The following is a 25,744-nucleotide window of genomic DNA, read 5'->3' as shown; positions in this document are numbered from 1 at the left end:
AGAAGTCCCCCTTTATCAAAGGGGGATGAGGGGGATTTAAAATATCCTTCTTTAAAAGGAAGGGAACTTTATAAAGATAAAACTTCCAAAGGTTTAGTATGAATACTCGCCATTTTAGTCAACTTCCAAAACCTTATTTAGCCTATCCAAAAGTGATTCAAGGCTTGATTTTTAAAAAGCCTAAAGCTGAAAAAGTGCTGCCGCAAGTTGAATATGTGGTGGATTCATTTAAGGTCGATCAAAAACATTTAAAAGCCTATAACGAAGTATGTGGCTTTAAAAACAATGGTTATATCCCAGCGATTTATTTGGCTGTGCTTTCTCAAAGTTTGCAAATGCATATGATGACTACGGAAGCTTTTCCATTTGCGATCTTAGGTTTGGTACATATTCGTAACCAAGTGAAGCAATATCGCAAAGTCGGTGTGAATGAAACACTGTCATTGTCATGCAAATTTGGTGAATTACAGCCACATGATAAAGGTGTGCAATTTGACTTTATTACCACTGCAAAAGTGGGCGATGAAGTGGTTGTAGAATCATTAACCACGTATTTAGCACGTCAAAAAACAGAGAACAAAGCTGCGGCAAAATCTACCGAAACAAAGCCAGCAGAGTTGCAAGTTCAAGCTGAATGGAATGTTTCTGAAAATACCGGTCGCCGTTATGCGTTGACTTCTGGTGACTTTAACTTAATTCATATTCATGCTGTAACAGCAAAAGCGTTTGGTTTTAAACAAGCCATTGCACATGGTATGTGGAGTAAAGCCAAAGCTTTGTCGAGCTTAACTTTGCCAGATGCCTATGAAGCAGATGTATGGTTTAAATTACCAATGTATTTGCCTTCTCAAGTTGAGTTCCTTACTGCACAAACGGGTAAAGATACAGAGTTTGCCATTCGAAATAGTAAGAACAAAAAACCGCATGTCGCGGGAAATGTGAAGGCACTTTAAGACTTAAGCCTAAATCGATATCGGTTTAGGCTTTTTTGTTTTAATCTCAAGCGATTCATATTCAAAGGAATGATGATGCAGGCGCTCAAAGAATATCTATTTGCACAGAAGAATAATTATCAAGGTACAGTCGACGAGGCGTTTCAAGATTTGGCGGCGCAATTTAGCCGGATGCAGGATGCTCGAAGCCACTTAGGCGGAGCAGCCTTAGTGGTATATTTTAAAGGTCAAAAAGTCGTAGATATTTGGACTGGTAAAAAGTCAGCCGAAGAAGCTTGGCAGGCCAATACACCCTCGGTCTGTTATTCCACGGGTAAAGGTGTACTTGCAACGCTTGCACATATTTTAGTGAGCGAAGGCTTTCTTGATTACGATACTCCCGTTGCAGCATATTGGCCGGAGTTTGCTCAAAATGGCAAGTCGGATATCACATTAAGGCACATGCTGAGTCACCAAAGTGGTTTATACGATATCCGTAATATCATTGAAACGGCATCTGAAATGGCAGATTGGCCACATATGCTTAATGTCATCGAACAAGCTAAGCCACGTTTTGAGCCGACGACTGATGCGGCATATCAACCGTTAACCTTCGGCTGGCAAGTAGGTGGTATACTTGAAAAGGCCACAGGTCGACCGCTTGCTGAATTGATGCAACACTATTTGGTTGAGCCTTTGGCATTGGATCATGCATTTTTTGGCGTACCAGAGCATCAACTTAGTGAGGTTGCTCGCTTGATTCCGAAAAAGAAACAAGTAGAACGTGCTGTAGATACATCTGCACAAGAAAATACCCAAGCGCAGACAACGAAAAAAAAGACAGAGACACGAAAACCGTCAATCTTTGATCAGCTTCTGCAACTTTCTGGACAAAATTTGCAAGACTTTCAAGATGGTATGATTCCTAAAGGAATGCGCAAGTTTTCATTTTTTAGTGATGACGGTTTACAAGCCATTATACCTGCGGCTACTGGTGTATTTAGTGCCAATAGTTTAGCGAAAATCTATGCAATGCTGGCTAACCAAGGGCAGTGGCAGGGACAGACCTTAATCACGCCACAAGTTTTTGAATCTTTAAGTAAAATTCAATATAAAAAACGTGATCGTATTATGCCTTTACCGATGAATTGGCGTTTGGGATATCATCGAATTTTAACTTTAGGCAAATCTAGTCAAGGTTTTGGACATATAGGTTTTAATGGTTCTGGGGCGTGGTGTGATCCGCAGCGTGATTTAAGTTTTGCATATACACATAACTTTGCGACGGGTTCGATCACAGGCGATTATCGCTTATGGGGCTTAACTCAAGAAACGCTACGTTGTGCAGACAAAGCGCTAAAGGGACGAAAGGGCTGGCTTTAAGATTCTTTGGGATAGAACAGAAATTGGGGAAATGTGAAAAATATGCTATTTTCCCTCGCAGTTTTAGACCGCTGTGATATCCCTATGAAAAAAGTTGTTTTGATTCCCTTAGTCGCAACATCGGCAATGTTGGGTTGTCAGGATTCAACTCAAACGAAAGCAAAAGAGATAGAAGCGATTACTGCCGAAAAACAGCAAGCTGCATGGGTCGGTGATTTTAAAGGTACCACGCCGTGTATGGGCTGTCTTTCTCGTTGTGAAGATTGTCCTGGCATGGCTGTGGCTCTAGAGCTACATGAAGACCAAACCTATACACTTACTCGTGAAAGTCTAAGTGGTCATAACGAAGTAGAAGTGCTAAAAGGTGTAATTCGTTTTAAAGATGAATCAAAGCAGCAGCTAGAACTTATGAATGTGCAAACGCGCAATCTATTGTATGTAGATTTGGATCAGCAATTGCTAGAAATTCGTGAAGACCAGACGGCGAAACGCTATCAAATGCAGAGTGATTTCCTTTTAAATAAAGCAGTTTAAGCATTCGTAATTTATATTAAATTTGCCTGATCATTGTGATAGCTCAAGATCGGATTTTTATTGTCCAAACTCTGCCATTTATTTCACTATTAGACAAAAAAACAGTATGCTTACACCTGTAAAAAGGAGCATACATGTATCAAGTACTTGCACGAAAATACCGTCCACGAAATTTCATTGAACTCGTGGGGCAAAACCATGTGTCACGCGCACTTACCAGTGCCTTAGAACGTGGTCGGTTACATCATGCGTATTTATTTACAGGTACTCGAGGTGTGGGTAAAACCACCATTGCCCGTATTTTGGCAAAATGTCTGAACTGTGAAACGGGTGTAACTTCAACGCCGTGTGAAGTCTGCCCAACGTGTAAAGCAGTAAATGAAGGCCGTTTTATTGATTTAATTGAAATCGATGCTGCATCACGGACCAAAGTTGAAGATACTCGAGAACTTCTCGACAACGTTCCTTATGCTCCAACCCAAGGTCGCTTCAAGGTTTATCTAATCGATGAAGTGCATATGCTCTCTACGCATTCATTTAATGCGTTATTAAAGACTCTAGAAGAACCGCCAGAGCATGTGAAGTTCTTATTTGCTACTACAGATCCTCAAAAATTACCGATTACTGTCATTTCACGTTGCTTGCAATTTACTTTGCGTCCTTTAGCCGTGGATGAAATCACCACACATCTGACTGATATTTTACAAAAAGAACAAATTCAAGCCGAGCAAGATGCGATTTGGCAAATTGCTGAATCGGCTCAAGGCTCTCTGCGTGATGCATTGTCACTGACTGACCAAGCCATTGCCTATGGTCAGGGTTCAATTCAGCACCAAGATGTTAAAGACATGTTGGGCCTAATTGACCGTACGATTATTTATGATTTGATTTTAGCCATTCATCAAAATCAGCGTGAACGCGTGAGTGCTTTACTCATGCAATTCCGTCAACAAGCACTGGATGTTTCACTGGTATTGGATCAGTTAATTTCGACTTTGCATGAACTGGCATTATTACAATACTTGCCAGACTTAGCGTTGAAATATAGCGCTGAGATCAATCAAAAAATTATGCAATTGTCGCAGTTAATTTCAGCTCAAGACTTGCAGTTGTATTATCAAGTCGCATGCAAAGGTCGGGCAGACTTGCAGTTGGCAGTGACGCAAGAGCAAGGTTTTGAGATGTGTGTGCTACGTCTATTAGCATTCCGTCCATTACAGCCAAACGAAATGTTGGTTTCTGCCGTACAGCAAGAATCAGCCGCACAGCCACAGCTTGCTCAAATTCAAGTCAATACAGTTCAGCCGACTCAAACACAGTCTTTGCAGCAACCCAATACCGTTGTTGAGTCTGCTGCACAGGTTGCCACTGTTGAGCAGCCTGAAGCTGTACCCGCTGTAGACACATCGCCAGCTTTCGATGATTTTGATGATTCACATTATGATGACGATGATGGCTATGTTTCTGCACCTGCAGCCGACGAACCTTCATCTGATGATTTTTTAGATGATCCTGAAGAAGACGCAATAAGCCAAACTTCTACAGCATCTACAGCAAATGGCACTCTAGATACGCAAGAGGTTGCACCGGTTGAGTCTGTATCGACACAGCAAAATGACACGCTTGTTATGGATGCCGTGGCAGAAGATACATTATTTGATTTAGATCCGACGCCGAGTACTGAAACTGAAGAAGTTGATGTGAGCGCTATAAATTTTGAAGATATTGCACCTTTAGAACCAACAGCTTTAGAGTCAAAAAGTGTAGAGCCTGAAACAGCTCAGCCACATTTGATAAATGCCATTGAACCACAACATGTGGTGAATGAATCAGTTTCGGGTGCTCAAGGCGACAATGGTTTTGATCTAGCATCACCACAAGTTACGCAAAGTTCCGTTTCTTCGGATGTTGTTCAAACGGGTTCATCTTCTCCCTTGATGCCACAAGATATTTTGACTTTACAGCCTCAAACCCTTGAAGGTGAGTGGACGGTCGAAAAGTGGGAGTATTGGTTCCGAAATAGTCAACTTTCACCTGCGGTACAAGAGTTGGCGCAGCATGGCATTATGCGCGGTACGATTGACGGTGAATCGACTTTCCATATTCCAAAGCGATACGAAGCTTTAGTGACTCAATTACAGCATGTATTGGAACAAGCCATTCATGCACAATGGTCAAAATGTCGTTTCCATATCAGCTTTGAAGATGTCGAAGAAACCACACCGTATGCTTTACAGCATGTCCGCAAAGAAAAGGCCTTTGCACGTGCAAATGAGTTATTACATGCAGAGCCTGTTGTGAAAGACTTACTCAAAAGCTTTGATGGTGAGTTGCAAAATATCCAGCTCAAATAAGTTTCAAGCTGGATATAAAATTAAAGTAAAAATTGAGTTAAAGCATCTCGCATATCATCGGGTATCGAGGTGCTTTTTCGTGTTTGGCGGTCGACAAACACATGCACGAAATGTCCTTGGGCTGCGGCCTCATTTTGTCCTTGTTTAAAAATAGCCAAGTCATAGCGCAGTGAAGAATTACCAATTTTTTCAATCGCAACTCCAACTTCAATGATTTCAGGATAGGACAGTTCCTGTAAAAAGCTGCAGGCTGAATCGACCACTAAACCGATGATCGGGGTCTTTTGCAAATCAAAACCAGCATGTTGAATCAAGAGTGCATTTGCAGCGGTATCAAAATAGCTGTAATAGGTGACATTATTGACATGGCCATACATATCGTTGTCTGCCCAACGCGTTTGGATTGGAAATAAAAATCGATAGTTTTGGTGGCGTTTAGTTTCAGGTTTCATCGTTGGTATTTTCTTTATTTCAAAAATGAGTGAACTTTAGGCATAAATTGATTGGTAAATCTGGCGAGCGTCTTCAAACTGCAGTTTTCGCGGATTATTTTGTAATAGTCGCGTTTGTAATAACGCGTCTTCTGCTAAACGATCGAGCATATTTTCAGGCACATTCAGTTGGCTGAGTTTTAGCACCAAACCACTCTGATCTAAATGATTTTGCATATGATCAATAAATAAATCACATAAACCATCGGTACAGCCCGTACTGTATGGATCTAGCCAACTCATAAGTTCTGCATAATGCTGTTTGGCCTGAGGTGCATTAAACTTTAACACTTCAGCGAGAACCAGTGCATTGGTATGACCATGCGAGAGATGAAAGTGTCCACCGAGTGGATAGGCGAGTGCATGCACCGCTGCAACTGGTGCATTAGCAAAGGCCTGACCTGCAAGCATTGAACCGACTAGCATGTGCTGACGCGCTTCGAGGTTATGTCCATCTTGTAAAACCAGTGCTAAGTTTTTATTTAATAAACGCAAAGCTTGTTTGGCGAGCATATCCGCATACGGATTTTTTTTAATTTTTGACGTATAGGCTTCAATGGCATGCACCATGGCATCGATACCTGTCGCTGCGGTAATATGTGCGGGAAGATTTAATGTAAAGTTCGCATCGAGGATACAGACATCGGCATACAGTACAGGGGAGACGATACCTGTTTTGGTGGTTTCACCTGTAGTGACGATAGAGATTGGTGTGACTTCAGAGCCGGTCCCTGCCGTTGTCGGAATCAAAATGAGCGGTAAGCGTGGTCGTTTTGCATTAGCTACACCATATAAATCACTGATCTGCTGTGTTTGCTTAGGATGAGCCAAGATCGCAATAATTTTAGCTACATCCATTGAACTGCCACCGCCAAAACCAATAATCAAATCCACTTTTTCATTCTTGGCAAATTGAACTGCATCCAAAACTATATGTTCTGCAGGGTCAGCTTGAATACTGGAATAAATCACATAATCTTGATGGATACTTTCTAAAATATCCAAAATGGGTAAATGTAATTGTTGTTGCAACATACCGGGGTCGGTCACAAGCATAACACGCTTGGCTTGAAAGTCGCCTAGGACCTCTCTCAGTTGGGAAATAGAGCCTAAGCCTGAAATAATATTGCTGACGGTTTGAAACTGAAATTGACTCATTGGCTTATCCCTAATTTTTTATATCCAAATAAACATTATTCTTGAGTGTTGATATAGGATTCATCCTGTAAATAACTTAACATAAGACGCTTGAAATAAAAGTAGTCTTGAGGTTGTTATGTCATCCAGCACGCCATATAAGGTGTTGTGTGTTTGTTTAGGAAATATTTGCCGTTCACCTACGGCTGAAGTGGTTCTCAGACATTTTTGTGATGAAGCGCAACTCAATATTCACGTCGACTCTGCGGGTACGAGCAATTATCATCCGGGCAAAGCGCCTGATCTTCGTAGCCAACAGCATGCAAAATTACGAGGCTATAACTTATCTGCATTACGCGCACGTCAGTTAACGGTTCATGATTTTATTGAATTTGATTTGATTTTGGCCATGGACTACGAAAATTTAGACAATATTCAAAACCTCATGCAAAAGGCGCAGCAACAATTCGGTCAACTACGTGCCCAAGTGTCTTTGATGAGTCAACATGATCACCAATATCCGCAACAAGAAGTACCAGATCCGTACTATGGTGGTGATGCAGGGTTTGAACATGTATTAGATCAATGCGAATCTAGCAGTCAGGCTTGGGTCAATTATTTAAAAACTCAGTTACAAGCACAGCAAAAAAATTAAGGTTTAAGAATGCAAATTCAAACACAGGTTCAGCTTAAGCCATTTAATACATTAAGCCTCGATGCTGTTGCATCTCATTATGTACGTGTTCAATCTGTCGAAGATATCCAAGCAGCGCTCGACTTTGCCAAAGCTGAGCAATTAAATGTATTGGTGCTTTCAGGGGGCAGTAATATGCTGTTGCCTGAGCAAATACATGCTTTAGTGATGCACATGGATATTCAAGGTATTGAATATGTACAAGACGATGCCGCAACCCAAACTTTAAAAGTGGGTGCAGGGCAAGTGTGGCATGACTTTGTGCTATGGACGACGGCACACCAGTTTTATGGCTTACAAAATTTAGCATTGATACCTGGTTTAGTCGGTGCTTCACCTGTGCAAAATATTGGAGCTTATGGTGTTGAGGCGGGTGAATTTATTGAATCTGTGCAGGTCTATGACCGAGTAACAGAACAGCAAAGTAGTATTAGCGCTGCCGATTGTCATTTTTCATATCGCCATAGTATTTTTAAAGATGAGCCAGAGCGTTTTATTATTACGCATGTCACGTTTAAACTTTTAAAACATGCCGATTTAAAATTAAATTATGGTGATTTAAAGCAGGCGGTAGGCGAAGACTTAAGTGCAGAAAACCTACAACAACAAGTCATTCATATCCGTCAAACCAAACTGCCAGATCCCAAAGAATTTCCAAATGTCGGAAGTTTCTTTAAAAATCCCGTGATTAGCCAGCAAGTCTTTGACCAAATTGCGCTGCAATTTCCAAATTTACCCCATTACCCGCAGCCGAATAATGCGGTAAAACTGGCAGCGGGCTGGTTGATTGATCAAGCGGGTTGGAAAGGGAAATCTGTGGGTTCAGTGGGTATGTTCCATAAGCAAGCTTTGGTATTGGTCAATTACCAAGACGGCACGCTGCAAGATGTACGTACAACATACAAAGCTGTACAACATGATGTTTTTGAAAAATTTAATATTGAACTACATCCTGAGCCTGTATTATTTGATACAAATGGCTTGATTCGATCTCACGCAGATCAATAACAACACTTAGGTTTTAGATTTATGCATAAAACACATTGGATGGTTCGCTTAGTACAAATTGCCGCAGTGCTATTTGTACTTTTGGGCTGTCTAATGATTTTTATCTATACGCCGTTTTATTCTAAATTGATCGTTAAAAGTTTAAATTATTTCGTTCCTGTAGAAGTCAATCAGCTTGCAGCGCAAAGTCAAAAACTCGGTGCTTTGAGTGACGATGATAACTATGAGCCGGGTTCTGACTTATGGATCGCGCGCCAAGCGTATTTAAAACTCATGGAGCAAGCCATACAGTCTGATGAGCCTCAAGATTTAACCCTTATACAAGCACGTTATAAGGCGTTACAGCAGCTCATTGAAGGAGAACATGAAAAAGAAAAGAATGATAGTCAAAAGGACATGCCGAAAGTTCCTTTGCTGAATCCTTCTGCGTCCGAGGCGGCATCTTCTGAGGCATTGGCGGAAAATCCTGCTCAAAAAATGAAAGAGCTGCTTGAGCTCAATAGTGCGGAAAATAAAGGCCTGATGACTCAATATACTGAGTTCTTAAAAACCCATGAAATTGAGCAAGCTGCTTCAGAAGCAGAACCGATCGATGATGAAACCTATCTTGATCTTGCCAAAATGAAAGATAAAACCCTGAAGCAGCCAACGGCAGAGCCGTATGCGATCGTGGTGCTAGGTGGTGGTTTAACCTTAGATAAAAATGATAAAGATATCGTAGTGAATGACTACACACGACTTCGACTGGAAAAAACACTCGATGTTGAACGAGCCAATAAGTTACCGATTGTACTGAGTGGTGTGGAAGCACCGTATATGCAAGCTTGGTTGAAGCAATATGATGTCGATGCGAAATTGCTTGAAGACCGCAGTATGAATACTTGCGAAAATTCGCGTTTTAGTTCGTTGCTTTTACAGAAAAAAGGTGGGGCACCGACGGTTATTTTAATCACTGACCAATATCATATGCCTCGAACACGTCGTTTATTTGCATTAAATGGTATCGAAACCATTCCTGTTGTTGCACCTATGCCAACAACATTAACTACATGGCGACCAAGTGAAAAAAATTATGACCATAGTCGTCGTGCTAATTATGAATTATTAGCTACCTTACGTGACGTTTGGTTTGGCTCAAGTGACTGTCGGGAGGTCCCATAATGTCAGATATCCCATTTCTTAATCCTTCGATCCTTAAACAATTAGATCTTCCTGTTCCAAGTCGAGAATTAACCCCACAATTATTAGAACCGCTAAATTTAAATCGGCCGTTTGAGCCTAGTGTCGAAATACAATCTTATCGACGACTCTACGGCTTAGATGCCTTGAACTGCGAACATTGGCAAGGCTATGTGGAAATGCCTTTGTTCAAATTACATGTACAAGTATTTCAACCGAAACTGAAAACTGAAACGGATGTCATTAAAGGCACTGTATTTTTATTGCATGGTTATTTAGAGCATAGTGGAATATATCAGCCGATTATTCGTGAGCTCTTAGATCAAGGTTTTAGTGTTTTGACCTATGATTTACCGGGGCATGGTCTAAGTAATGGATCGCCAGCCAGTATTCAAAACTTTGATCATTACCAACAAGTTTTGGAAGCGGTATATCGTTATGTGAAACATGCAGCTCAATTACCGACACCGTGGTTAGGGATTGGGCAGAGTACGGGTGGGGCGATTTGGCTGCATCATCTGTTAGATTTTGCTGAACATCGCAAAAACCCTTATGTCGAACGAGTTTTATTATTATCTCCGCTGATTCGCCCTGCAAAAACGGCATGGTGGCATAACTCGGTTGGATTAGGCATTATTCGTCGTATTAAACGTGAAGTGCCACGTCATTTTAGACGGAATAATCATAACCCTGAGTTTTTGCGTTTTGTACGTTTAAAAGATCCTCTACAACCTCGAATGATGGGGATGGACTGGATTTTGGCCATGTCAAAATGGATGCAGGAAATGGAAGAGCGACCTGCATGTCGTATTCCAGTGTGGTTAGCTCAAGGCGCACAGGATCAGACGGTGGATTGGCGTTATAACATTGAGTTTATACGTCGTAAATTCCGTTTACAGACGCTTCTCATGCTTGAAGAAGGTTCACATCAGCTGATTAATGAACGTGCCGATATTCGTGCTGCATTAACAGGTTTGATCCCTGCATTCTTGCATGCTCAATCGAATAGTAAGTCTTATTACTAACTGATGTTACGCACTAACATCAGGAGCGTAATTTGATTCAAATAAAAGTACGATACGCGGGAAGGTCATCCGCAAGTATTTGAGACTGGACTACTCCTAATCAAAAATGTTTTTGCAATACTTTGAATAATTTGACGCTAGTGAACGAGTTTTGTTGGTGAGGTGCATTGCACCGCAAGATGGTTTCCTTGCGAAGCACGCTTCTCATTTTACCAAATGAGAAACAACGTTTCGTAAGAGTACCTCCAGCCGAAGGCTAATCCCGTTATTTAAGCCCTAGATGTAAGACTCCGTCGAATAGGCTTAAAAATTATTTTAAAAATGCGTAATTACTTTTACGCGCGTAACATCAGTTACTAATTGACGATTGAGCACAGCCTACCTTAATCGGTGTGATGGATCTAGACGAAAAAAAGAGGCGTAGTCGCCTCTTTTTTTATGGGGTAGGAATCAGAACTTTTCTAGATGTGCCATATTCCACATACGGAAATAGAAGTTTTCTTCATCTTTATTTTCACAGCTGAGTAACTCCCCATCTTTTAACCAAAAATGTAGCTGTGCATAGTTTTTAATTTCACGGTTGTTAATACGCTGTGCTAGATGGTGTGCACGGATATCCGACGGGTGTTGTAAACCCGCAGAGGCAATAAGTTCAGATAAACCATGCAAGGTATTTTTGTGGAAATTAAAAACACGCTCTGCTTTAGTTGGGACATGAATGGCTTTTTGACGGTCTTTGTCCTGCGTTGCAACGCCAACTGGACATTGGTTGGTATGACAGCTTTGAGCTTGAATACACCCGACTGCAAACATAAAGCCACGAGCTGAGTTGACCCAATCTGCGCCAATCGCCATGGTACTAGCAATATCAAAAGCACTAATAATTTTACCACTGGCACCGACTTTAATTTTTGAACGCAAGCCTGCACCAATCAGGGTGTTATTGACAAAGAGTAGGCCTTCACGCAGTGGTGTCCCCATATTATCAATCAGTTCTATAGGTGCAGCGCCAGTCCCACCTTCAGAACCATCCACCACGATAAAATCAGGTGTAATCCCCGTATGTAACATGGCTTTTACGATACTCATAAATTGCCACGGTTGCCCGATACACAGTTTAAAACCCACAGGTTTACCTTCGGAAAGCTCGCGCAATTGCTGAATAAATTGCATCATTTCTATAGGGGTGCTAAAGGCAGGATGGCTAGATGGCGAGATACAGTCATGTTCACGGCTGACACCACGGATTTGAGCAATCTCTTCGGAAATTTTGTCTTTAGGTAAAATGCCACCATGGCCTGGTTTTGCACCTTGAGATAATTTGATCTCAATCATTTTGACTTGAGGGTGCTTGGCTTGTTCAGCAAAACGTACAGGGTCGAATTGACCATCAATCGTACGGCAGCCAAAGTAACCACTACCGAGTTCCCAGACAATGTCGCCACCATTTTCCAAGTGATACGGACTAATACTGCCTTCACCGGTGTCATGGTAGAAATTGCCCATTTTTGCGCCTAAGTTTAAGGCACGAATGGCATTGGCACTTAAACTACCAAAGCTCATCGCAGAAATGTTTAATATCGATGCGCTATACGGTTGCTTGCATTGTTCATTGCCAATGTTAATACGGAATGTTTCAGGAATGGCAGGAATGCAAGGTGACAAGGAGTGATTAATAAAGCGGTAATCATTTTGGTAAACATCAACAATTGAACCAAATGGTTTATCTGCATTTTGGTTTTTTGCACGTTGATAGACCAAACTACGCTGCATACGAGAAAAGGGCAGAGCATCTTGATCAGATTCAATAAAATATTGGCGAATTTCAGGTCGAAATTCTTCAAATAGAAAACGAAAGTGCCCCATGATGGGGTAATTTTTTAAGATCGAATGTTTGTTTTGTATGACGTCATACAAACCCAATAAACTCAAAAGCCCAGTAATGACCCAGATACTATTCAATAAGGTTTGTGGAATGAAATATTGAATATAACGAGGGGAATAACCTAAATGAAAACTCGAAATGAGTAGGAAGATAAAAATACAAGCAAACCAAATGGAATGCCGAGAAAAAAAAGTATTTAGTAGCTTGTGGCGAATAGTTTGCGCTGGACTGGCCATATTTTGAAAAATCTTATTCAGCTCATTTGCTCATAATTTGCCGAGTTTATGCACAATGCTCAAGCTTTAATTTGTTGATTCAGTGTAGCATTTATAAAAAACAGCACTGAAGTTGGATGAATTTTTCATTTAAAGCCAAATGAGATAAGAAAAGCAGGAATGTTCTTTAAGAAAATTTGTGAAAAGTAGCGCGGTTCTTGTTATTTCACAGTGCACAAAATGGAGGTTAAAGTGATTTTACTTTCTAAACACGAGGTGCTGAATATGACTATGAAATCTATTCGTTATAATAATGCCGACCTAGCCTGCCTATGTCAGTAATTGATTATAGCCATGAGAAATTAGCGCTACGGCATAAGGTATTCAGCAGGTACTTATGCTGTAGTTCCTTTGACCTAAACGACTAAAATTACAAAAATATTCTAAGAAATTATCCAGTCCCAGCGTTGGGACTTTTTTATGTGTTGATATTTTAAGGGAAAATCTAAGCATAAATAATGTACTAGATATTCATTATGCGTTAGAAGTTGTCACCTCAAATAAAAGAATGATACGCGGTAAGGTCATCCGCAAGTGTTTGAGACAGGACTACATTTATTTAAAAATGTTTTTGCGATACTTTGAATAAGTAGACGTTAGTGAACGAGTTTTGCGGATGACAATGGTTTTGGGTACTTTTGCCGAAACAAAAGTACCTCCAGCCGAAGGCTAATTCCTTTATTTAAACCCTAGATGTAAGACTCCGTCGAATAGACTTAAAAATCATTTTTAAAATGCGAAATTACTTTTATGTGCGTAACATTAGTTAGTATTTAAGGTAGCAGAAAACCTTAGATCGGTTTAATCATTGCGTTGTTGTACAACTATAGCGACTTCTTCAGGTTCAATTTTCTGAATCTTTTTACCAAAACTACGCAGCCACCATGTTAATTGAGAGGTAAAAGGTACTGTTGCACTAACTTCAACCGAGCCATCTTCGGTTTTTTGAATCACTTGATCTTTACTTAGCTGACTTTCTTCAAAATAAACAGCCTCTGCTTCAGACATGGTTAATTTGAGCTGAATCATTTCTGTAGGTTTATTAAAGTCTACACGGAAGCCAAGCGCTCCAGAGTCAATATAGGCATCAATATCAAAATCGACAGGGTGTAATGCACGTGAATTTAAGACCGTAGCTGATTTAAATCGATGTAAAGCAAAGGTTTGGATGTCTGTTTTGTCATGACGTGTGCACACCAAATAAATAATTGCACCTTTTTGGACCAAAGCGAGTGGATTTAAAATATAGGTCTTTTCTTCGCTTTGTTGTCCACGACCTTGATAAAGACATTCGAGTTGTTTGTCTTGTAGTAAGCCTTCATAAATTGATTGCTGTGCAGCTTTTTCAACCACAGGGGGAATCAATGGCTGAGTTGCTGGCACGATTCGCACGCGGTTAATCCACTGACGGACATTATTTTGCGTCGACAGGCTCCGACGTGCGAGGTCAAACCAAGGATTCATTTCTTCAATTAAGCTCGGCGGAAGCAAATGTTTTAGGTGTTCCTCAACCATCATAAAGGTGACCGCCTGCGAGCTGGTCATATGTGGCAAGCTTTGAATCGGTGCATCAGAACGCCAACGCCAGCCTTGCGGCGTTGTTTTACTGCTCTCAATTGGGAAACGTAGAGAAATTTGGTTTAAGTCACGCTGAATGGTGCGTAGGCTGATATCAATGCCTTCACGGTTCAGTATTTCTTGTAATTCACGCGTACCCATCCACTTACCTGTGGACAGTCGTGAAAGAATTTGCCACTGACGATAGAGGCTGTTCGACGTTTCTTTTTCTTGTGAAGACATAATCTAGTGCTTGAACTTGGACTTAAATGAATAAAATGATGCTGTGGGACACAATAAGAAATCTTCCTGCGTTAAGCAAGTCTTCATCTGAAAAAACTAAGATGATTTTAATAACGCAATTTGACACAACTTGAGCAGTTACATGCTGTACCACTTTGCAAAAATGATGCATAAATAATCAAAGAGAAGCAGCATATGTATTGATGGCATATATATTGCTTTATCTAGTTCATAAAACATGAGAAAAACATGGAGTTGCTATGCTGAAAGAAAATCGTAATACAACTTCAAATGGAATTGAGGGTTATGAGGCAAAGTTGGTCAATACTTCTGTCTCTACATTAAAAAATTTACCTCTTGCTCGAGGACATGCGCTGTTTAATCAATTTAATTCGAATTTTTTTAATGAAATGCGCGACAGTAAAACGGTAGCTAAAGAATCATGCCAACGGATAGAGCAGTGGTTATCACAGCATACACTTGATGAATTAAAACAACTAAATCAGGTGGCAAAACAACATTTTATCTATGAGGGTATTACCTTTACAGTGTATGGCGAAGATGAGGGCATTGAACGCACTATTCCTTATGATCTTATTCCTCGTGTGATTGCACGAAAGGAATGGAATAATTTATCACTGGGCTGTGCACAGCGCGTGAAAGCTCTCAATCTGTTTTTACATGATGTCTACCATCAACAAGATATTTTAAAAGCAGGAATTATTCCTGAACTGCAAGTCTTAACGCATGAAGCCTATTTGCCACAAATGTATATGCATGGGCTAAAAGGTAAAATTTATAGCCAAATCAGTGGCATTGATATCATACGTGATCAATCAGGCGAATTTTACGTCCTTGAGGATAATCTTAGAACACCGTCGGGTGTGTCATATATGCTAGAAAGCCGTAAGATCAGTCAAAAACTGATGCCTGAACTTTGCCAGCAAAGCAACATTATGGGGATTGAGCAGTATCCGCAGCTTTTACGTGAAATTCTTGCAGAAAATGCCTACGTCGATAACCCGTTTATCGTGGTTTTAACCCCAGGGCGTTTTAACAGTGCGTATTATGAACATGCCTTTTTGGCAAGGGAGATGGATGTACCCTTAGTGACATCGCGTGACCTTTATGTAGAAAACGATAAGGTTTATGTGAAAACCATCAAAGGTCGACAACAGGTTGATGTAATTTATCGTCGTGTGGATGATGCTTTCCTCGATCCATTATGTTTCAAACCTGACAGTACTTTGGGTGTAGCAGGGCTCATGTCAGCGTATATGCAACATAATGTGATCATTGCAAATGCACCGGGAACAGGCGTAGCAGATGATAAATCGATTTATCCATATGTGGATAAAATGATTCATTTCTATTTAGGCGAACAAGCGATCCTGAAAAATGTGCCGACCTATCAATGTCGTGAGCAGAACGAATTGGATTATGTGCTCTCGAATATCGAAAAATTGGTGGTCAAAGAAGCGCAGGGTTCAGGTGGTTACGGCATGCTGATCGGTCCACAAGCTTCTTTACAAGAATTAAATAGCTTTAAAGATAAAGTGGCCGCAGCACCACATTTATATATTGCACAGCCGACTTTAAATTTATCTGTCAGCCCAACCCTAAGTGAGGCGGGTGTTTCGGAACGCCATATCGATTTACGCCCATTTGTACTGAGTTCACCATATCGAACTGAAATTGTACCGGGTGGCTTAACTCGTGTCGCGATGCAAGCAGGTTCATTGGTAGTGAATTCTTCTCAAGGCGGCGGCATTAAAGATACGTGGGTAGTAGACGATTTACGCTCATAGCACTCCAGTGAAGGAGCAAAACATGATTTTATTAAACAGTAATGCAGAACATATTTTTTGGTTGGGGCGTTATTTAGCACGTACTCAATATTTATGCAGTATTTTCCCTTTTCAAGATGTTGATACGGCATTGAACTATGCACATGCTTTTTGTTTGCCAGCATTTGATGCCGACTCAATGAATGAGTTAGTTTTAAATGCGGAGCAGCCGGCGTCATTTTCCAGCCAATTTCAATATGCGCAAAGTAATATTCAGGACTTAAGGGGTGTACTTTCAGCAAAAAGTTATGCAGAACTCAGCCGTTTAATTCGTAATGCGAGTGATAACCCAGGTTATATCTGTGACGTGGTAACAGATTGCCAAGATGTTTTAGAGTCCGAATCTGAAGATGTATTTTTATTTTTTAGTTTAGGACAAGCCATAGAGCAGCTTGATCGCCAGTTACGCATGCAGCAGGACATTCAACACACCCTAGCGAAGATTGAACATATTGTCATGGCTTTGGTTCAGTTTGGATGGGAAAGCGTGCAAGAGGCATGGTTGGCACTTAAACAGCAGCCGAATAGCCAAAACTTCTACCATTTCAGTGATCATATCCAAAATATGTTTGAGGTGGCTGTATGAGGCTCATGATCAACCATCAGACCCATTATGTTTACACTGATGTGGTAAACAGAAGCATTCAATATATCAAAATGACCCCGTCCACCAATGCACACCAACAGGTGCAAAATTGGGATGTGAGTGTGCCGGGGCAGCGTGATATGCAATTGGATACTTTTGGTAATGTGTGGTTGACCACAACGCAGCGCGAACCTTATCTGCAAATGACCATTATGGCGCAGGGCATCGTAGAGATGAATTTGAGTTCAAATGATTCAAATGCGGATGATTTAAACCCGAAATTGTTTTTACAGCCAACGCCGAGTACGCAGTACGATATTCACATGAAAAGTTTTGCCGATTGCTATGTCCCTCGTATCAATCGTGCCAATCTGATTCGTTTGGCTGAAGCGATATTGGCGCATATTCCCTATGTATCGAATCAAACATCGGTACATACTTCAGCGATTGATGCTTTTCATCATAAGCAAGGGGTATGTCAGGATCATAGCCATGTCATGATCGCAATGTGTCGCTATTTGGGTATTCCTGCACGTTATATTTCTGGGTATTTATTTGTGCCGAATAGTAGCCACCTTGCCAGTCACGCTTGGGTAGAAGTCTATATCGAAAATAAATGGTATTGTTTTGATGTCAGTAATCAGCTATTTACACCACAATCACATATTTATGTTGCGATTGGGCGGGACTACTGGGATGTAGCTCCAGTTCGAGGCGTTCGTGATAAAGGTGGTATTGAGTCTATGAGCTCAATTGTACAAGTGCTGAGTTGTTAATCATTTGAGAGATAAAAATGACCTATTGTTGTGCATTACGGTTAAAAGATGGCATGGTATTTATCAGTGATACACGGACAAATGCAGGTGTTGACCATATTTCAGTTTTTCGCAAACTTTATTCCTTTGGTATTGTGGGTGAGCGATTTATTACCATCCAAACCTCTGGAAATTTAGCCACAACACAAGCGGTCATTGGGCATTTACAAAATCAGCTAGAGGTCAAACAAGAGCCGAATTTATATAGTGTAAATACGATGTTCGAAGTGGCTGAATTGGTCGGGCATACCTTAAAAAAAGTCATCTCAGATGTCACATCAGATACTTTAGAACAAAGTAATTATTACTGTAGTTTATTGGTAGGCGGTCAAATTGGCAGTGCGGATATGCAGTTATATAACATCTATCCACAAGGCAACTTTATTTGTGCAACACCTGATACCCCATATTTTCAAATTGGCGAAAGCAAATATGGCAAGCCGATACTCGACCGAACTTTGCGTTACGATATGCCACTCGATGAAGCAATGCGTTGTAGCTTAATTTCTTTTGATTCAACGATACGCTCAAATGTATCTGTAGGTATGCCTTTAGATGCTTTGGTTTATAAAAAGGACAGTTTAGAAATACCAAATGGTAAGCGCATTTATGAAGAGGACCCATATTTCACCATGATCAGTAAAGGCTGGTCAGAAGCATTGCGTCAGGGTTTGATTGAATTGGCAAAACCAACAGCTGACTATTTTCAATAACCATTTGATCAACAAATCGATCAATTTAAAAAGTGAATAAAAAAAGCGAGATAAAAAAAAGCCCAGATTTGATCTGGGCTTTTTGATTTGGCGTAATTAAGCTAATTTACGTACAGGGCGCGCGCTCATACGGCATAATAATTCATAGCCAATGGTTCCGTTCGCTTCTGCAACGTCATCAACCAGACGATCTTTGCCCCAAAGCTCAACTTCAGTGCCTATCGGTGCATGCATACCGGTGATATCAATCGCAATCATATCCATGGCAACACGGCCAATCACACGCGTTTTCTGTCCATGGATGGATACATAGTTTTGTTTAGGGAAGGCACGTGGATAACCGTCACCATAACCAATCGACACAATCGCAAGATTCATTTCTTGTTCTGCAACGAAAGTCGATCCATAACCCACAGATTCACCAGCTTGAATGGTATTTAAAGCAATCACTTCAGCGGTAAAGGTCATCACCGGTTTAAGATCTAATGCTTCTACAGAACGGTCTGAGAAAGGTGTCGCGCCATATAGCATGATGCCTGGGCGAACAAAATCAAAATTCAGTTCTGGCCATTTGAAAATCGCAGCCGAGTTACAGCACGAACCCATGATTGGCGCACAAGCTTCTTTTACGTGTAAGAATTGTTCACGTTGTTGGTCATTTAAAGGATGATTTTCTGCGTCGGCATTGGCAAAGTGCATCGCCAGTACGCAAGTAAAACCTTCCGCCTTTAATGCATTGATGACATCAATAATTTCAGGCACTTTAAAGCCTAAACGGTTCATACCGCTGTTGAGTTTGACCCAAACTTTTAGACCTTGAGCGATATAGGCATCTTTATGCGCACGTAACCAATCTAGTTGTTGCTGATGATGCACTACACATTCAATTTTTTTATCGATGATAATTTGCATTTCATCATCTGAGAAAATACCTTCAATCAACGTAATGGGTTGTTCATAACCCAACTCACGAATTTCTAAGGCTTCTTCTAGGCAAGCAACACCGAAGGCATCACTGTCTTTTAAGGCTGCTAAGCAGTCTTTAACTCCATGTCCATAAGCATTGGCTTTCACCATGCTTACAATTTTAGCGGTTGGGGCAAGTTGTTTGACACGGTTTAAATTATATTGAAGTGCTTGTTGATCAATATAAACTGTAGCTTGGCGCACCCTAAATACTCCTACAGGGTCGATGAATTAATGGATGATAAAGAGTCTTTACTCTTCATCATCATACTGAGCATAAAACTCAGGGGAGAGGTTACTAAATTTGGTGTATTGACCTTCGAAGGCAAGACGCACAGTACCAATTGGACCGTTACGCTGTTTACCAATAATAATTTCTGCAGTACCTGCTTCTTTAGACTCTTTGTTATAAACCTCGTCGCGGTAAATAAACATGATCAAATCGGCATCCTGCTCGATCGCACCCGATTCACGTAAGTCGGACATCACTGGGCGTTTATTAGGACGGTTTTCCAGTGATCGGTTCAACTGTGACAGTGCAATTACTGGGCAGTGCATTTCTTTAGCCAGTGCTTTTAAGCTTCGGGAAATTTCTGAGATCTCGCCAACACGGTTATCGCCCATACCGGGTACTTTCATAAGCTGCAAGTAATCGACCATGATGCAGCCAAGTTTACCGCCGTGCATTTTGGCAATTCGGCGCGCGCGGGCACGTACTTCCGTTGGAGGTAGTGCAGACGAGTCATCGATATACAAATTCTTTTCTTGGAGATGCACAATGGTACTGGTTACTTTCGACCATTCATCTGCATCCATTTTACCTGCACGTAAATGCCCTTGGTGTACACGACCGAACGAGGATATCAAACGCATTGCAATCGAGTCCGCGGGCATCTCCATAGAGTAAACTAGAGCGGGCAGGTTGTTATTAAACAGCACACTTTCAACCAAGTTCATGGCAAAAGTAGTTTTACCCATCGATGGACGGGCCGCCACAATAATCAAATCGCCTGCTTGCATACCTGAGGTTTTATTATCAAGTTCTACAAATCCAGTGGTTAAACCCGTGATACTGCCTTCAGTTTGAGAAAGTTCATTCAACTTATCAAATACACTAGCAACGACAGAGTTAATGGCTTTAGGGCCTTGAGCTTTGGCGTTGTTGTTGTGTTGCTCGGCAATAGAGAAAATATTAGTTTCTGCTAGATCTAAAATTTCACTGACCGTACGACCTTTGGTGTCATAGGCATTTTGTAAAATCTCCGAGCTGACTTTAATCATGCTGCGTAAAGTTGAAAACTCTTTAATTTTTGCAGCATAAGTTTCAAGGTTATAGAAACTAGAAGGTGAATCTGACATCAGTTGCATCAGGTATTCTTCGCCACCAGCAGCATCGAGCAAGTTTTGTTTAATTAGCCAGTCATTGACTAAGACCGCATCATAAGGTGAGCTATCTTTTGATAGTTGATCGATTGCTCGGAAAATATATTTATGACGGGTCGCATAAAAATCAGCTTCAGTCAGTACATCACCCACTTGCTCAAATGATTCTGCAACGGTCATCAGTGCAGCAAGCACAGCTTGTTCAATCGCAAGGTTATGGGGTGGGGTACGAAACTCTTTCAACGAACTTTGTTCTGTGGTTTTTGCTGTTGGCGTAGAGTTTGGCTTGCTGGCATTCGCCTGTGACATAAAAATCCCTGATGCTGAAACCATTTAATGTGATGGAAATGGGTGCTAATTACAGTTTTTTCAACTCTTCATTAAACTGAAATGATAGGCGTTTTCTACAGAAATGCGAACAAGTATTTCCGATTAATTCGTCACACATTGAATTGAATGAAGAGTTGAAAATGTAAAAAAGTGGAGCACTATTTTTTACAGATAAAAAAAGAGCATGCGTAAGCATGCTCTTTTCTTTGCAAGAAATTACTCAGCTACGATAGTAACTAGAACTTCTGCAACAACATCATGATGCAATTGGATTGCGATGTTGAATTCACCAGTGTTGCGAAGCGCACCATTTGGTAAACGAACTTCTGCGCGGTCTACAACAAGACCAGCATTAGTTAACGCGTCAGCGATGTCACGAGTACCGATAGAACCGAATAGTTTACCTTCGTCACCAGCTTTAGCAGTGATTACGATGTTAACTTCGTTCAATTGGTCAGCACGTGCTTGAGCAGCAGCTAATACTTCAGCTTCTTGTTTCTCAAGTTCAGCACGACGAGCTTCAAATGCAGCAGTGTTAGCTTCAGTAGCAGCAACTGCTTTACCTTGAGGGATAAGGAAGTTACGGCCGTAACCAGCTTTAACTGAAACTTTATCGCCTAATTTACCAAGGTTTTTAATGCGTTGTAATAAGATAATATCCACAGCTCAACCTCACTTATGATTGTCAGTGTAAGGGATCAAAGACAAGTAGCGAGCTTGTTTGATAGCAAGCGCTAATTGACGTTGGTAACGAGCTTTAGTACCTGTAATACGGCTAGGAACAATCTTGCCGTTTTCAGTGATGTACTGTTTTAAAGTGTCGATATCTTTGTAGTCGATGTACGTAACGTTCTCAGCTGTAAAGCGGCAGAACTTGCGACGACGGTAAAAACGTGCCATGTTATGTTCTCCTTATGCTTCAGCAGAGTCTTGAGCTTGTTGTGCTTCTTCACGTTGAGCTTTACGCGCACGTTTTTCTTCAGCACTCTTAGCCAATAGTGACTCTTCAGTGATAGCGTTTTCACGACGGATGATAAGGCTACGAATGATTGCATCGTTGTAACGGAACAATTCTTCTAGCTCATCAAGAGTAGTTTGACCACACTCAACATTCATAAGAATGTAGTGAGCTTTGTGGATCTTGTTGATTGGGTAAGCCAATTGACGACGACCCCAGTCTTCAAGACGGTGGATTTGACCTTCAGCTTCTTTGATGTGAGTTAGGTAACGTTCTACCATACCCACAACTTGATCGCTTTGGTCTGGATGTACCAATAGTACGATTTCGTAGTGACGCATTGTCAGCTCCTTACGGTTTAGGCAGCCCCAATCATTAATTGATTGAAGCAAGGAGTCACAACCAAAGTTGTGTCGCAATAATTGCGAAGCGTGAATTTTAGAGCGTTTAGGTTTGAAATACAAGGCATGGATTTAAAATGCTTGAATTATTTATGGTTTAAGGCCGATTAGCGGTACGTAATAAAAACACCACATAACCTTTAAAATAAGGATCATTAATTAAATGTTGAGGTGCGTGCCAACGGCCATGTTGTACGAGGCCTATTTTATAGGGTAGTTTCAATTTTGAGACTTTATTCAGATAACTCGTGTAATTCTCGATCGTGGCACTACCACGATAAGTTTGAATGGCGATCTCATCAATATTGCGGCGCAATATACTGAGCGTTTGCTGATCTTGAACATTGGTCCAATCCATTAAACCAGTAATGCTTAAACGATATTTTTGAGGTAGTTGCTTTCGTATATTTTCAAGGAATAAGGCATATTGATGAATGTTTTTAGTTTTGGCGTCAAAATCGATTTGTAAGCCTTGGATCTGATTGCCGTTATTTTCCCAATGTTTAAGCCGCTGCAAAATTTGCTGAATATTGTTATTTGACCATTGTAAATGATGGCTACGGATTACAATCCAAATTTTCTGCTGTGGTTTATGGAGGACTTGAATGCCTTGAGGGATAAACTCGGATCGTTTTAAAGGTTTATTCCAATTCAATTCACCTTGTAAAATATAGAGCTCCGTGGCTTGCTGTAAGTAGGGGCTACTAGAAATATTGCCCCAAATCCAAAAACTTGAATAATGTGCTGCATCAACACGTTGCTGTAATTTGGTTTGAGCCTGTTGTGTTTTTCCAGATTGGGCAGGTGTGCAAGCAGAGCACAAACCTATACTCAAGATAAGCAAAAGTCGAAATGTTCTTGACCACTTGATCACCTGCAAAATCATCATCAATTACCAATAATATTTTAGAGATTTAGCCCAGCTGGTTTCTGGATAGTCGCGTTTGATTTGATCAAACCATTGTTTTCGAACCGACTTATTTACATCTTTGTCTTGGCATTCATTATTGCCACTTGGCGCATAACATTGAATGGCACGGTACAGCGCATAAGCCGTTAATTCAGATTTTGTCCCTGTTTTAATAATGTTTTTATATACATCGCCACGGGCAAAATAAGTACCCTTGAAACTTTGCAGTGAATGATCAGGCAGGTAGTTGAGATTTAGTATGGTATAGGCTTGTGAACTACGCGCATATTCACCTAAGCATAAATTAAGGCTCAGGTCTTTTGGGTTGACTTGCAATTGTTGGGTCAAAGTTGCCAAGTCAGGACATTTAATCGAATTGCTCACGCTTGCACCTTTCCATAAGAAATTTGCAAATGATGGCTGATTGCGAAACTTCTCTGCAGTGTTTTGTTCAGTATTAAATTGAGCCGCGTTGCTTGGTAATTCACGATACGCTTGGTTAAATAAATCAAAGTTTTGATAAGCCAATGACTTATTTAGTAGGGTATAAAGCGCAACATTTTTTTGATCTTGCGTGGCCACGTTATTTTTGACCACAGACATTAAACTTTGTTCATTCGCTGCATCGACTAAATATTGTTGCTGTAGATAAGCTTGCTTGATTTTGGCTGAAGAACCAATAAATTGTGCAGTATTTTGCTGTTGAGCATAGTAGCGATAGAGCATAAGTTCAGCCAATCCACGTTGTTCGGCGGTTTTGCTGATGGAAAGTAGGTTTTCCCAATATTTTTGAGTGGTTTGATTTCGCCCACTAGCTTCCAGAATGCGGCCTTTAAGTAGTAGCTGACTCAACTGTAGGTAACTGTTGATGCTGCTCGGTACTTGTTGTGGCAGATATTTGAGTGCTTCTTGTGCTTTGTTTTGCACATAAAATAAGTGATTTGCCTGCAAATACTGGAACAGTTCTAGTGAATCTTTAAAATAATTTTTCTGTGCGTTTAACTCAGCCCATGAAATGACCACATCATCTGCCGTTTCTTTTTTGCGCATATGCATAAGGTCATAAATGCTAAGAAAAAATGGATCTTTCAAATTTTTGACATTGAGTCTATTACTTTGAAAAACATGTCGATCTAATTCATAAGGTAGATTTGGCAATTCTAAATTATAGACGCTGGATGTTGGATGATTGATTTGCCAAACATATTCATTGATCAGTAAATCGTGTTTACCGCTGAGCCAAAAACCACGTCTTAATAAACCGCGTGCGCTTGCAGCATATTGACCCTGCGGATAGAGCTTAAAGTACTGAGTAATGTTATTAAAAAAAGTGGTTAATAAGTTTTGATTGAGTTTGTCATGTACTAAATCACCATATTCACCAACACCACTTTGATAGGCTTCATTTAAGGTGCTACGAATAAGCATATATTGAGAAGTTTCTTTTAACCACGCTTGATCAACATTGGTTAGTACTGAATAAATCTTAGTCGCTGTGGAAAAGTGAGTATTATAAAAAGAGATCGTTGCATTTAGATAGGATACATATTGACGTGCAGCGGCAGACCAATTTGGATTCACGCTCAGTAAAGCTAATGTGTTTTCACAATTATTAATTTTTTCACGCTCATGGATCAACATGTCTTTTTCACTGCTTGAAAGCTTAGTGTCCGTTTTGACTTGTTGAATAAACGCGTGCGCACCATTTTGCAGGCTATTGCAATGTTCGTTATAACTTAAATCTGGTGCTTTTAGCGGTTTGCGCGCATTTGGCAATTTATTGTGGCTATTCACTAAAAGACTGGAAACTTCAAAAGGAACTTTGCTATAGCTAGTTGTCCATAAAGTGGATTTTTCTTCTTGAATATTAAATTTGGCAATGCCTAAATCGCTAAGCAACAGCAGCATATTGGTTTGATTGTCATTTGCCGGCGTGAGCGCAGGCAATTCATTGCATGCAGTATAGGCAGTGGTCTGAATTTCAGTCGAAGGTTCACAATAGACATCCATACCTGCATGACTGTGTGCACTAAAGAAAATGCCAAAAGGAATAAATGATGTGAAAAGAGCAGAGCGAAGAATTTTTTTTTGAGAAGACATAAGGCACAGTTATTTATAATTGTAGGTGCAATGATATC

The 25,744-nt window shown here is 40.6% G+C and carries 22 protein-coding genes and 1 pseudogene; 12 read left to right on the top strand and 11 right to left on the bottom strand.

The genetic code is table 11. The features are described from left to right. Positions 1 to 98: 98 nt before the first annotated feature. From FTV11_RS11060 to dnaX, 4 genes are all read left to right on the top strand, one after another. On the top strand, positions 99 to 953 hold the full coding sequence (locus tag FTV11_RS11060; RefSeq protein WP_180010377.1) for a MaoC/PaaZ C-terminal domain-containing protein: 855 nt from the start codon (positions 99 to 101) through the stop codon (positions 951 to 953). Positions 954 to 1,028: 75 nt separating this feature from the next. Further along, the gene (locus FTV11_RS11055; protein ID WP_180073999.1) at positions 1,029 to 2,315 is read left to right on the top strand and encodes a serine hydrolase; all 1,287 of its coding nucleotides are present in this window, start codon (positions 1,029 to 1,031) and stop codon (positions 2,313 to 2,315) included. An 84-nt stretch (positions 2,316 to 2,399) separates the two neighbouring features. Next, positions 2,400 to 2,849 (top strand): copper resistance protein NlpE N-terminal domain-containing protein, encoded by a 450-nt coding sequence (locus FTV11_RS11050; RefSeq protein ID WP_180023492.1) that lies wholly within the window; start codon positions 2,400 to 2,402, stop codon positions 2,847 to 2,849. A 134-nt stretch (positions 2,850 to 2,983) separates the two neighbouring features. Further along, positions 2,984 to 5,203 carry a DNA polymerase III subunit gamma/tau gene (gene dnaX / locus FTV11_RS11045; RefSeq protein ID WP_180073998.1) on the top strand — a complete coding sequence of 740 codons (2,220 nt, stop codon included), beginning with the start codon at positions 2,984 to 2,986 and terminating at the stop codon, positions 5,201 to 5,203. A gap of 20 nt (positions 5,204 to 5,223) precedes the next feature. Here the strand turns inward: dnaX and FTV11_RS11040 are convergent, their stop codons facing one another. Next, complete coding sequence (locus FTV11_RS11040) at positions 5,224 to 5,655, bottom strand: thioesterase family protein (protein WP_180026428.1); 432 nt, start codon at positions 5,653 to 5,655, stop codon at positions 5,224 to 5,226. A gap of 36 nt (positions 5,656 to 5,691) precedes the next feature. Next, positions 5,692 to 6,852 (bottom strand): iron-containing alcohol dehydrogenase, encoded by a 1,161-nt coding sequence (locus tag FTV11_RS11035; RefSeq protein ID WP_180026427.1) that lies wholly within the window; start codon positions 6,850 to 6,852, stop codon positions 5,692 to 5,694. Between the two features lie 118 nt (positions 6,853 to 6,970). Here FTV11_RS11035 and FTV11_RS11030 point away from each other — a divergent pair, with 118 nt between their 5' ends. The 4 genes from FTV11_RS11030 to FTV11_RS11015 are packed head-to-tail and all read left to right on the top strand — an operon-like array spanning position 6,971 to position 10,737. Next, the gene (locus FTV11_RS11030; RefSeq protein ID WP_111884272.1) at positions 6,971 to 7,486 is read left to right on the top strand and encodes a low molecular weight protein-tyrosine-phosphatase; all 516 of its coding nucleotides are present in this window, start codon (positions 6,971 to 6,973) and stop codon (positions 7,484 to 7,486) included. A gap of 9 nt (positions 7,487 to 7,495) precedes the next feature. Then, positions 7,496 to 8,533: a UDP-N-acetylmuramate dehydrogenase gene (murB, locus tag FTV11_RS11025; protein WP_180026426.1), complete on the top strand. Its 1,038-nt coding sequence runs from the start codon at positions 7,496 to 7,498 to the stop codon at positions 8,531 to 8,533. 21 nt (positions 8,534 to 8,554) lie between these two features. Beyond that, the gene (locus FTV11_RS11020) at positions 8,555 to 9,694 is read left to right on the top strand and encodes a YdcF family protein (RefSeq protein ID WP_180026425.1); all 1,140 of its coding nucleotides are present in this window, start codon (positions 8,555 to 8,557) and stop codon (positions 9,692 to 9,694) included. After that, positions 9,694 to 10,737 carry an alpha/beta hydrolase gene (locus FTV11_RS11015; RefSeq protein ID WP_180026424.1) on the top strand — a complete coding sequence of 348 codons (1,044 nt, stop codon included), beginning with the start codon at positions 9,694 to 9,696 and terminating at the stop codon, positions 10,735 to 10,737. The genes FTV11_RS11020 and FTV11_RS11015 overlap by 1 nt, the downstream gene beginning before the upstream one ends. Before the next feature lie 450 nt (positions 10,738 to 11,187). Here the strand turns inward: FTV11_RS11015 and FTV11_RS11010 are convergent, their stop codons facing one another. Both FTV11_RS11010 and FTV11_RS11005 read right to left on the bottom strand, forming a co-directional pair. After that, positions 11,188 to 12,858 carry an FMN-binding glutamate synthase family protein gene (locus FTV11_RS11010; RefSeq protein WP_078188593.1) on the bottom strand — a complete coding sequence of 557 codons (1,671 nt, stop codon included), beginning with the start codon at positions 12,856 to 12,858 and terminating at the stop codon, positions 11,188 to 11,190. 840 nt (positions 12,859 to 13,698) lie between these two features. Beyond that, positions 13,699 to 14,697, bottom strand: a complete 999-nt coding sequence (locus tag FTV11_RS11005; RefSeq protein WP_180026423.1) for a YafY family protein — start codon at positions 14,695 to 14,697, stop codon at positions 13,699 to 13,701. A 374-nt stretch (positions 14,698 to 15,071) separates the two neighbouring features. Between FTV11_RS11005 and FTV11_RS11000 the strand changes: the two are divergent. The 4 genes and pseudogenes from FTV11_RS11000 to FTV11_RS10985 all read left to right on the top strand — a co-directional run. Next, a pseudogene (locus FTV11_RS11000) lies at positions 15,072 to 16,505 on the top strand (circularly permuted type 2 ATP-grasp protein); the annotation flags it as partial. Positions 16,506 to 16,527: 22 nt separating this feature from the next. Next, the gene (locus FTV11_RS10995) at positions 16,528 to 17,130 is read left to right on the top strand and encodes an alpha-E domain-containing protein (RefSeq protein ID WP_168377743.1); all 603 of its coding nucleotides are present in this window, start codon (positions 16,528 to 16,530) and stop codon (positions 17,128 to 17,130) included. Further along, the gene (locus FTV11_RS10990; RefSeq protein WP_168377742.1) at positions 17,127 to 17,906 is read left to right on the top strand and encodes a transglutaminase family protein; all 780 of its coding nucleotides are present in this window, start codon (positions 17,127 to 17,129) and stop codon (positions 17,904 to 17,906) included. Before FTV11_RS10995 ends, FTV11_RS10990 begins: the two co-directional genes overlap by 4 nt. A gap of 17 nt (positions 17,907 to 17,923) precedes the next feature. After that, entirely contained in the window at positions 17,924 to 18,658 is a 735-nt protein-coding gene (locus FTV11_RS10985) for a proteasome-type protease (RefSeq protein ID WP_180010367.1), read from the top strand. Positions 18,659 to 18,754: 96 nt separating this feature from the next. Here FTV11_RS10985 and alr read toward each other — a convergent pair whose 3' ends face one another. The 7 genes from alr to FTV11_RS10950 all read right to left on the bottom strand — a co-directional run bounded on the left by alr (position 18,755) and on the right by FTV11_RS10950 (position 25,706). Further along, positions 18,755 to 19,828 (bottom strand): alanine racemase, encoded by a 1,074-nt coding sequence (gene alr, locus FTV11_RS10980; protein WP_180073997.1) that lies wholly within the window; start codon positions 19,826 to 19,828, stop codon positions 18,755 to 18,757. 48 nt (positions 19,829 to 19,876) lie between these two features. Beyond that, positions 19,877 to 21,316, bottom strand: coding sequence for a replicative DNA helicase (gene dnaB / locus FTV11_RS10975; RefSeq protein WP_078188586.1), 1,440 nt, complete (start codon positions 21,314 to 21,316; stop codon positions 19,877 to 19,879). Positions 21,317 to 21,553: 237 nt separating this feature from the next. Further along, positions 21,554 to 22,000 carry a 50S ribosomal protein L9 gene (gene rplI / locus FTV11_RS10970; protein ID WP_078188585.1) on the bottom strand — a complete coding sequence of 149 codons (447 nt, stop codon included), beginning with the start codon at positions 21,998 to 22,000 and terminating at the stop codon, positions 21,554 to 21,556. Between the two features lie 9 nt (positions 22,001 to 22,009). Then, positions 22,010 to 22,237, bottom strand: a complete 228-nt coding sequence (gene rpsR / locus FTV11_RS10965; protein WP_004278792.1) for a 30S ribosomal protein S18 — start codon at positions 22,235 to 22,237, stop codon at positions 22,010 to 22,012. Between the two features lie 12 nt (positions 22,238 to 22,249). Continuing rightward, entirely contained in the window at positions 22,250 to 22,636 is a 387-nt protein-coding gene (rpsF, locus tag FTV11_RS10960) for a 30S ribosomal protein S6 (protein ID WP_004696436.1), read from the bottom strand. A gap of 157 nt (positions 22,637 to 22,793) precedes the next feature. Continuing rightward, positions 22,794 to 23,582 (bottom strand): DUF3142 domain-containing protein, encoded by a 789-nt coding sequence (locus FTV11_RS10955; RefSeq protein ID WP_180026460.1) that lies wholly within the window; start codon positions 23,580 to 23,582, stop codon positions 22,794 to 22,796. Positions 23,583 to 23,588: 6 nt separating this feature from the next. Continuing rightward, a complete protein-coding gene (locus FTV11_RS10950) occupies positions 23,589 to 25,706 on the bottom strand; it encodes a hypothetical protein (RefSeq protein WP_180073996.1) in 2,118 nt (705 codons plus the stop codon). Positions 25,707 to 25,744 lie beyond the last annotated feature (38 nt).

Source organism: Acinetobacter sp. YH12231 (genome assembly GCF_013417755.1).
GTDB lineage: Bacteria > Pseudomonadota > Gammaproteobacteria > Pseudomonadales > Moraxellaceae > Acinetobacter > Acinetobacter amyesii.
Note: the sequence above shows the minus strand (reverse complement) of the source record. Positions and strands in the feature narration are given on the sequence as shown.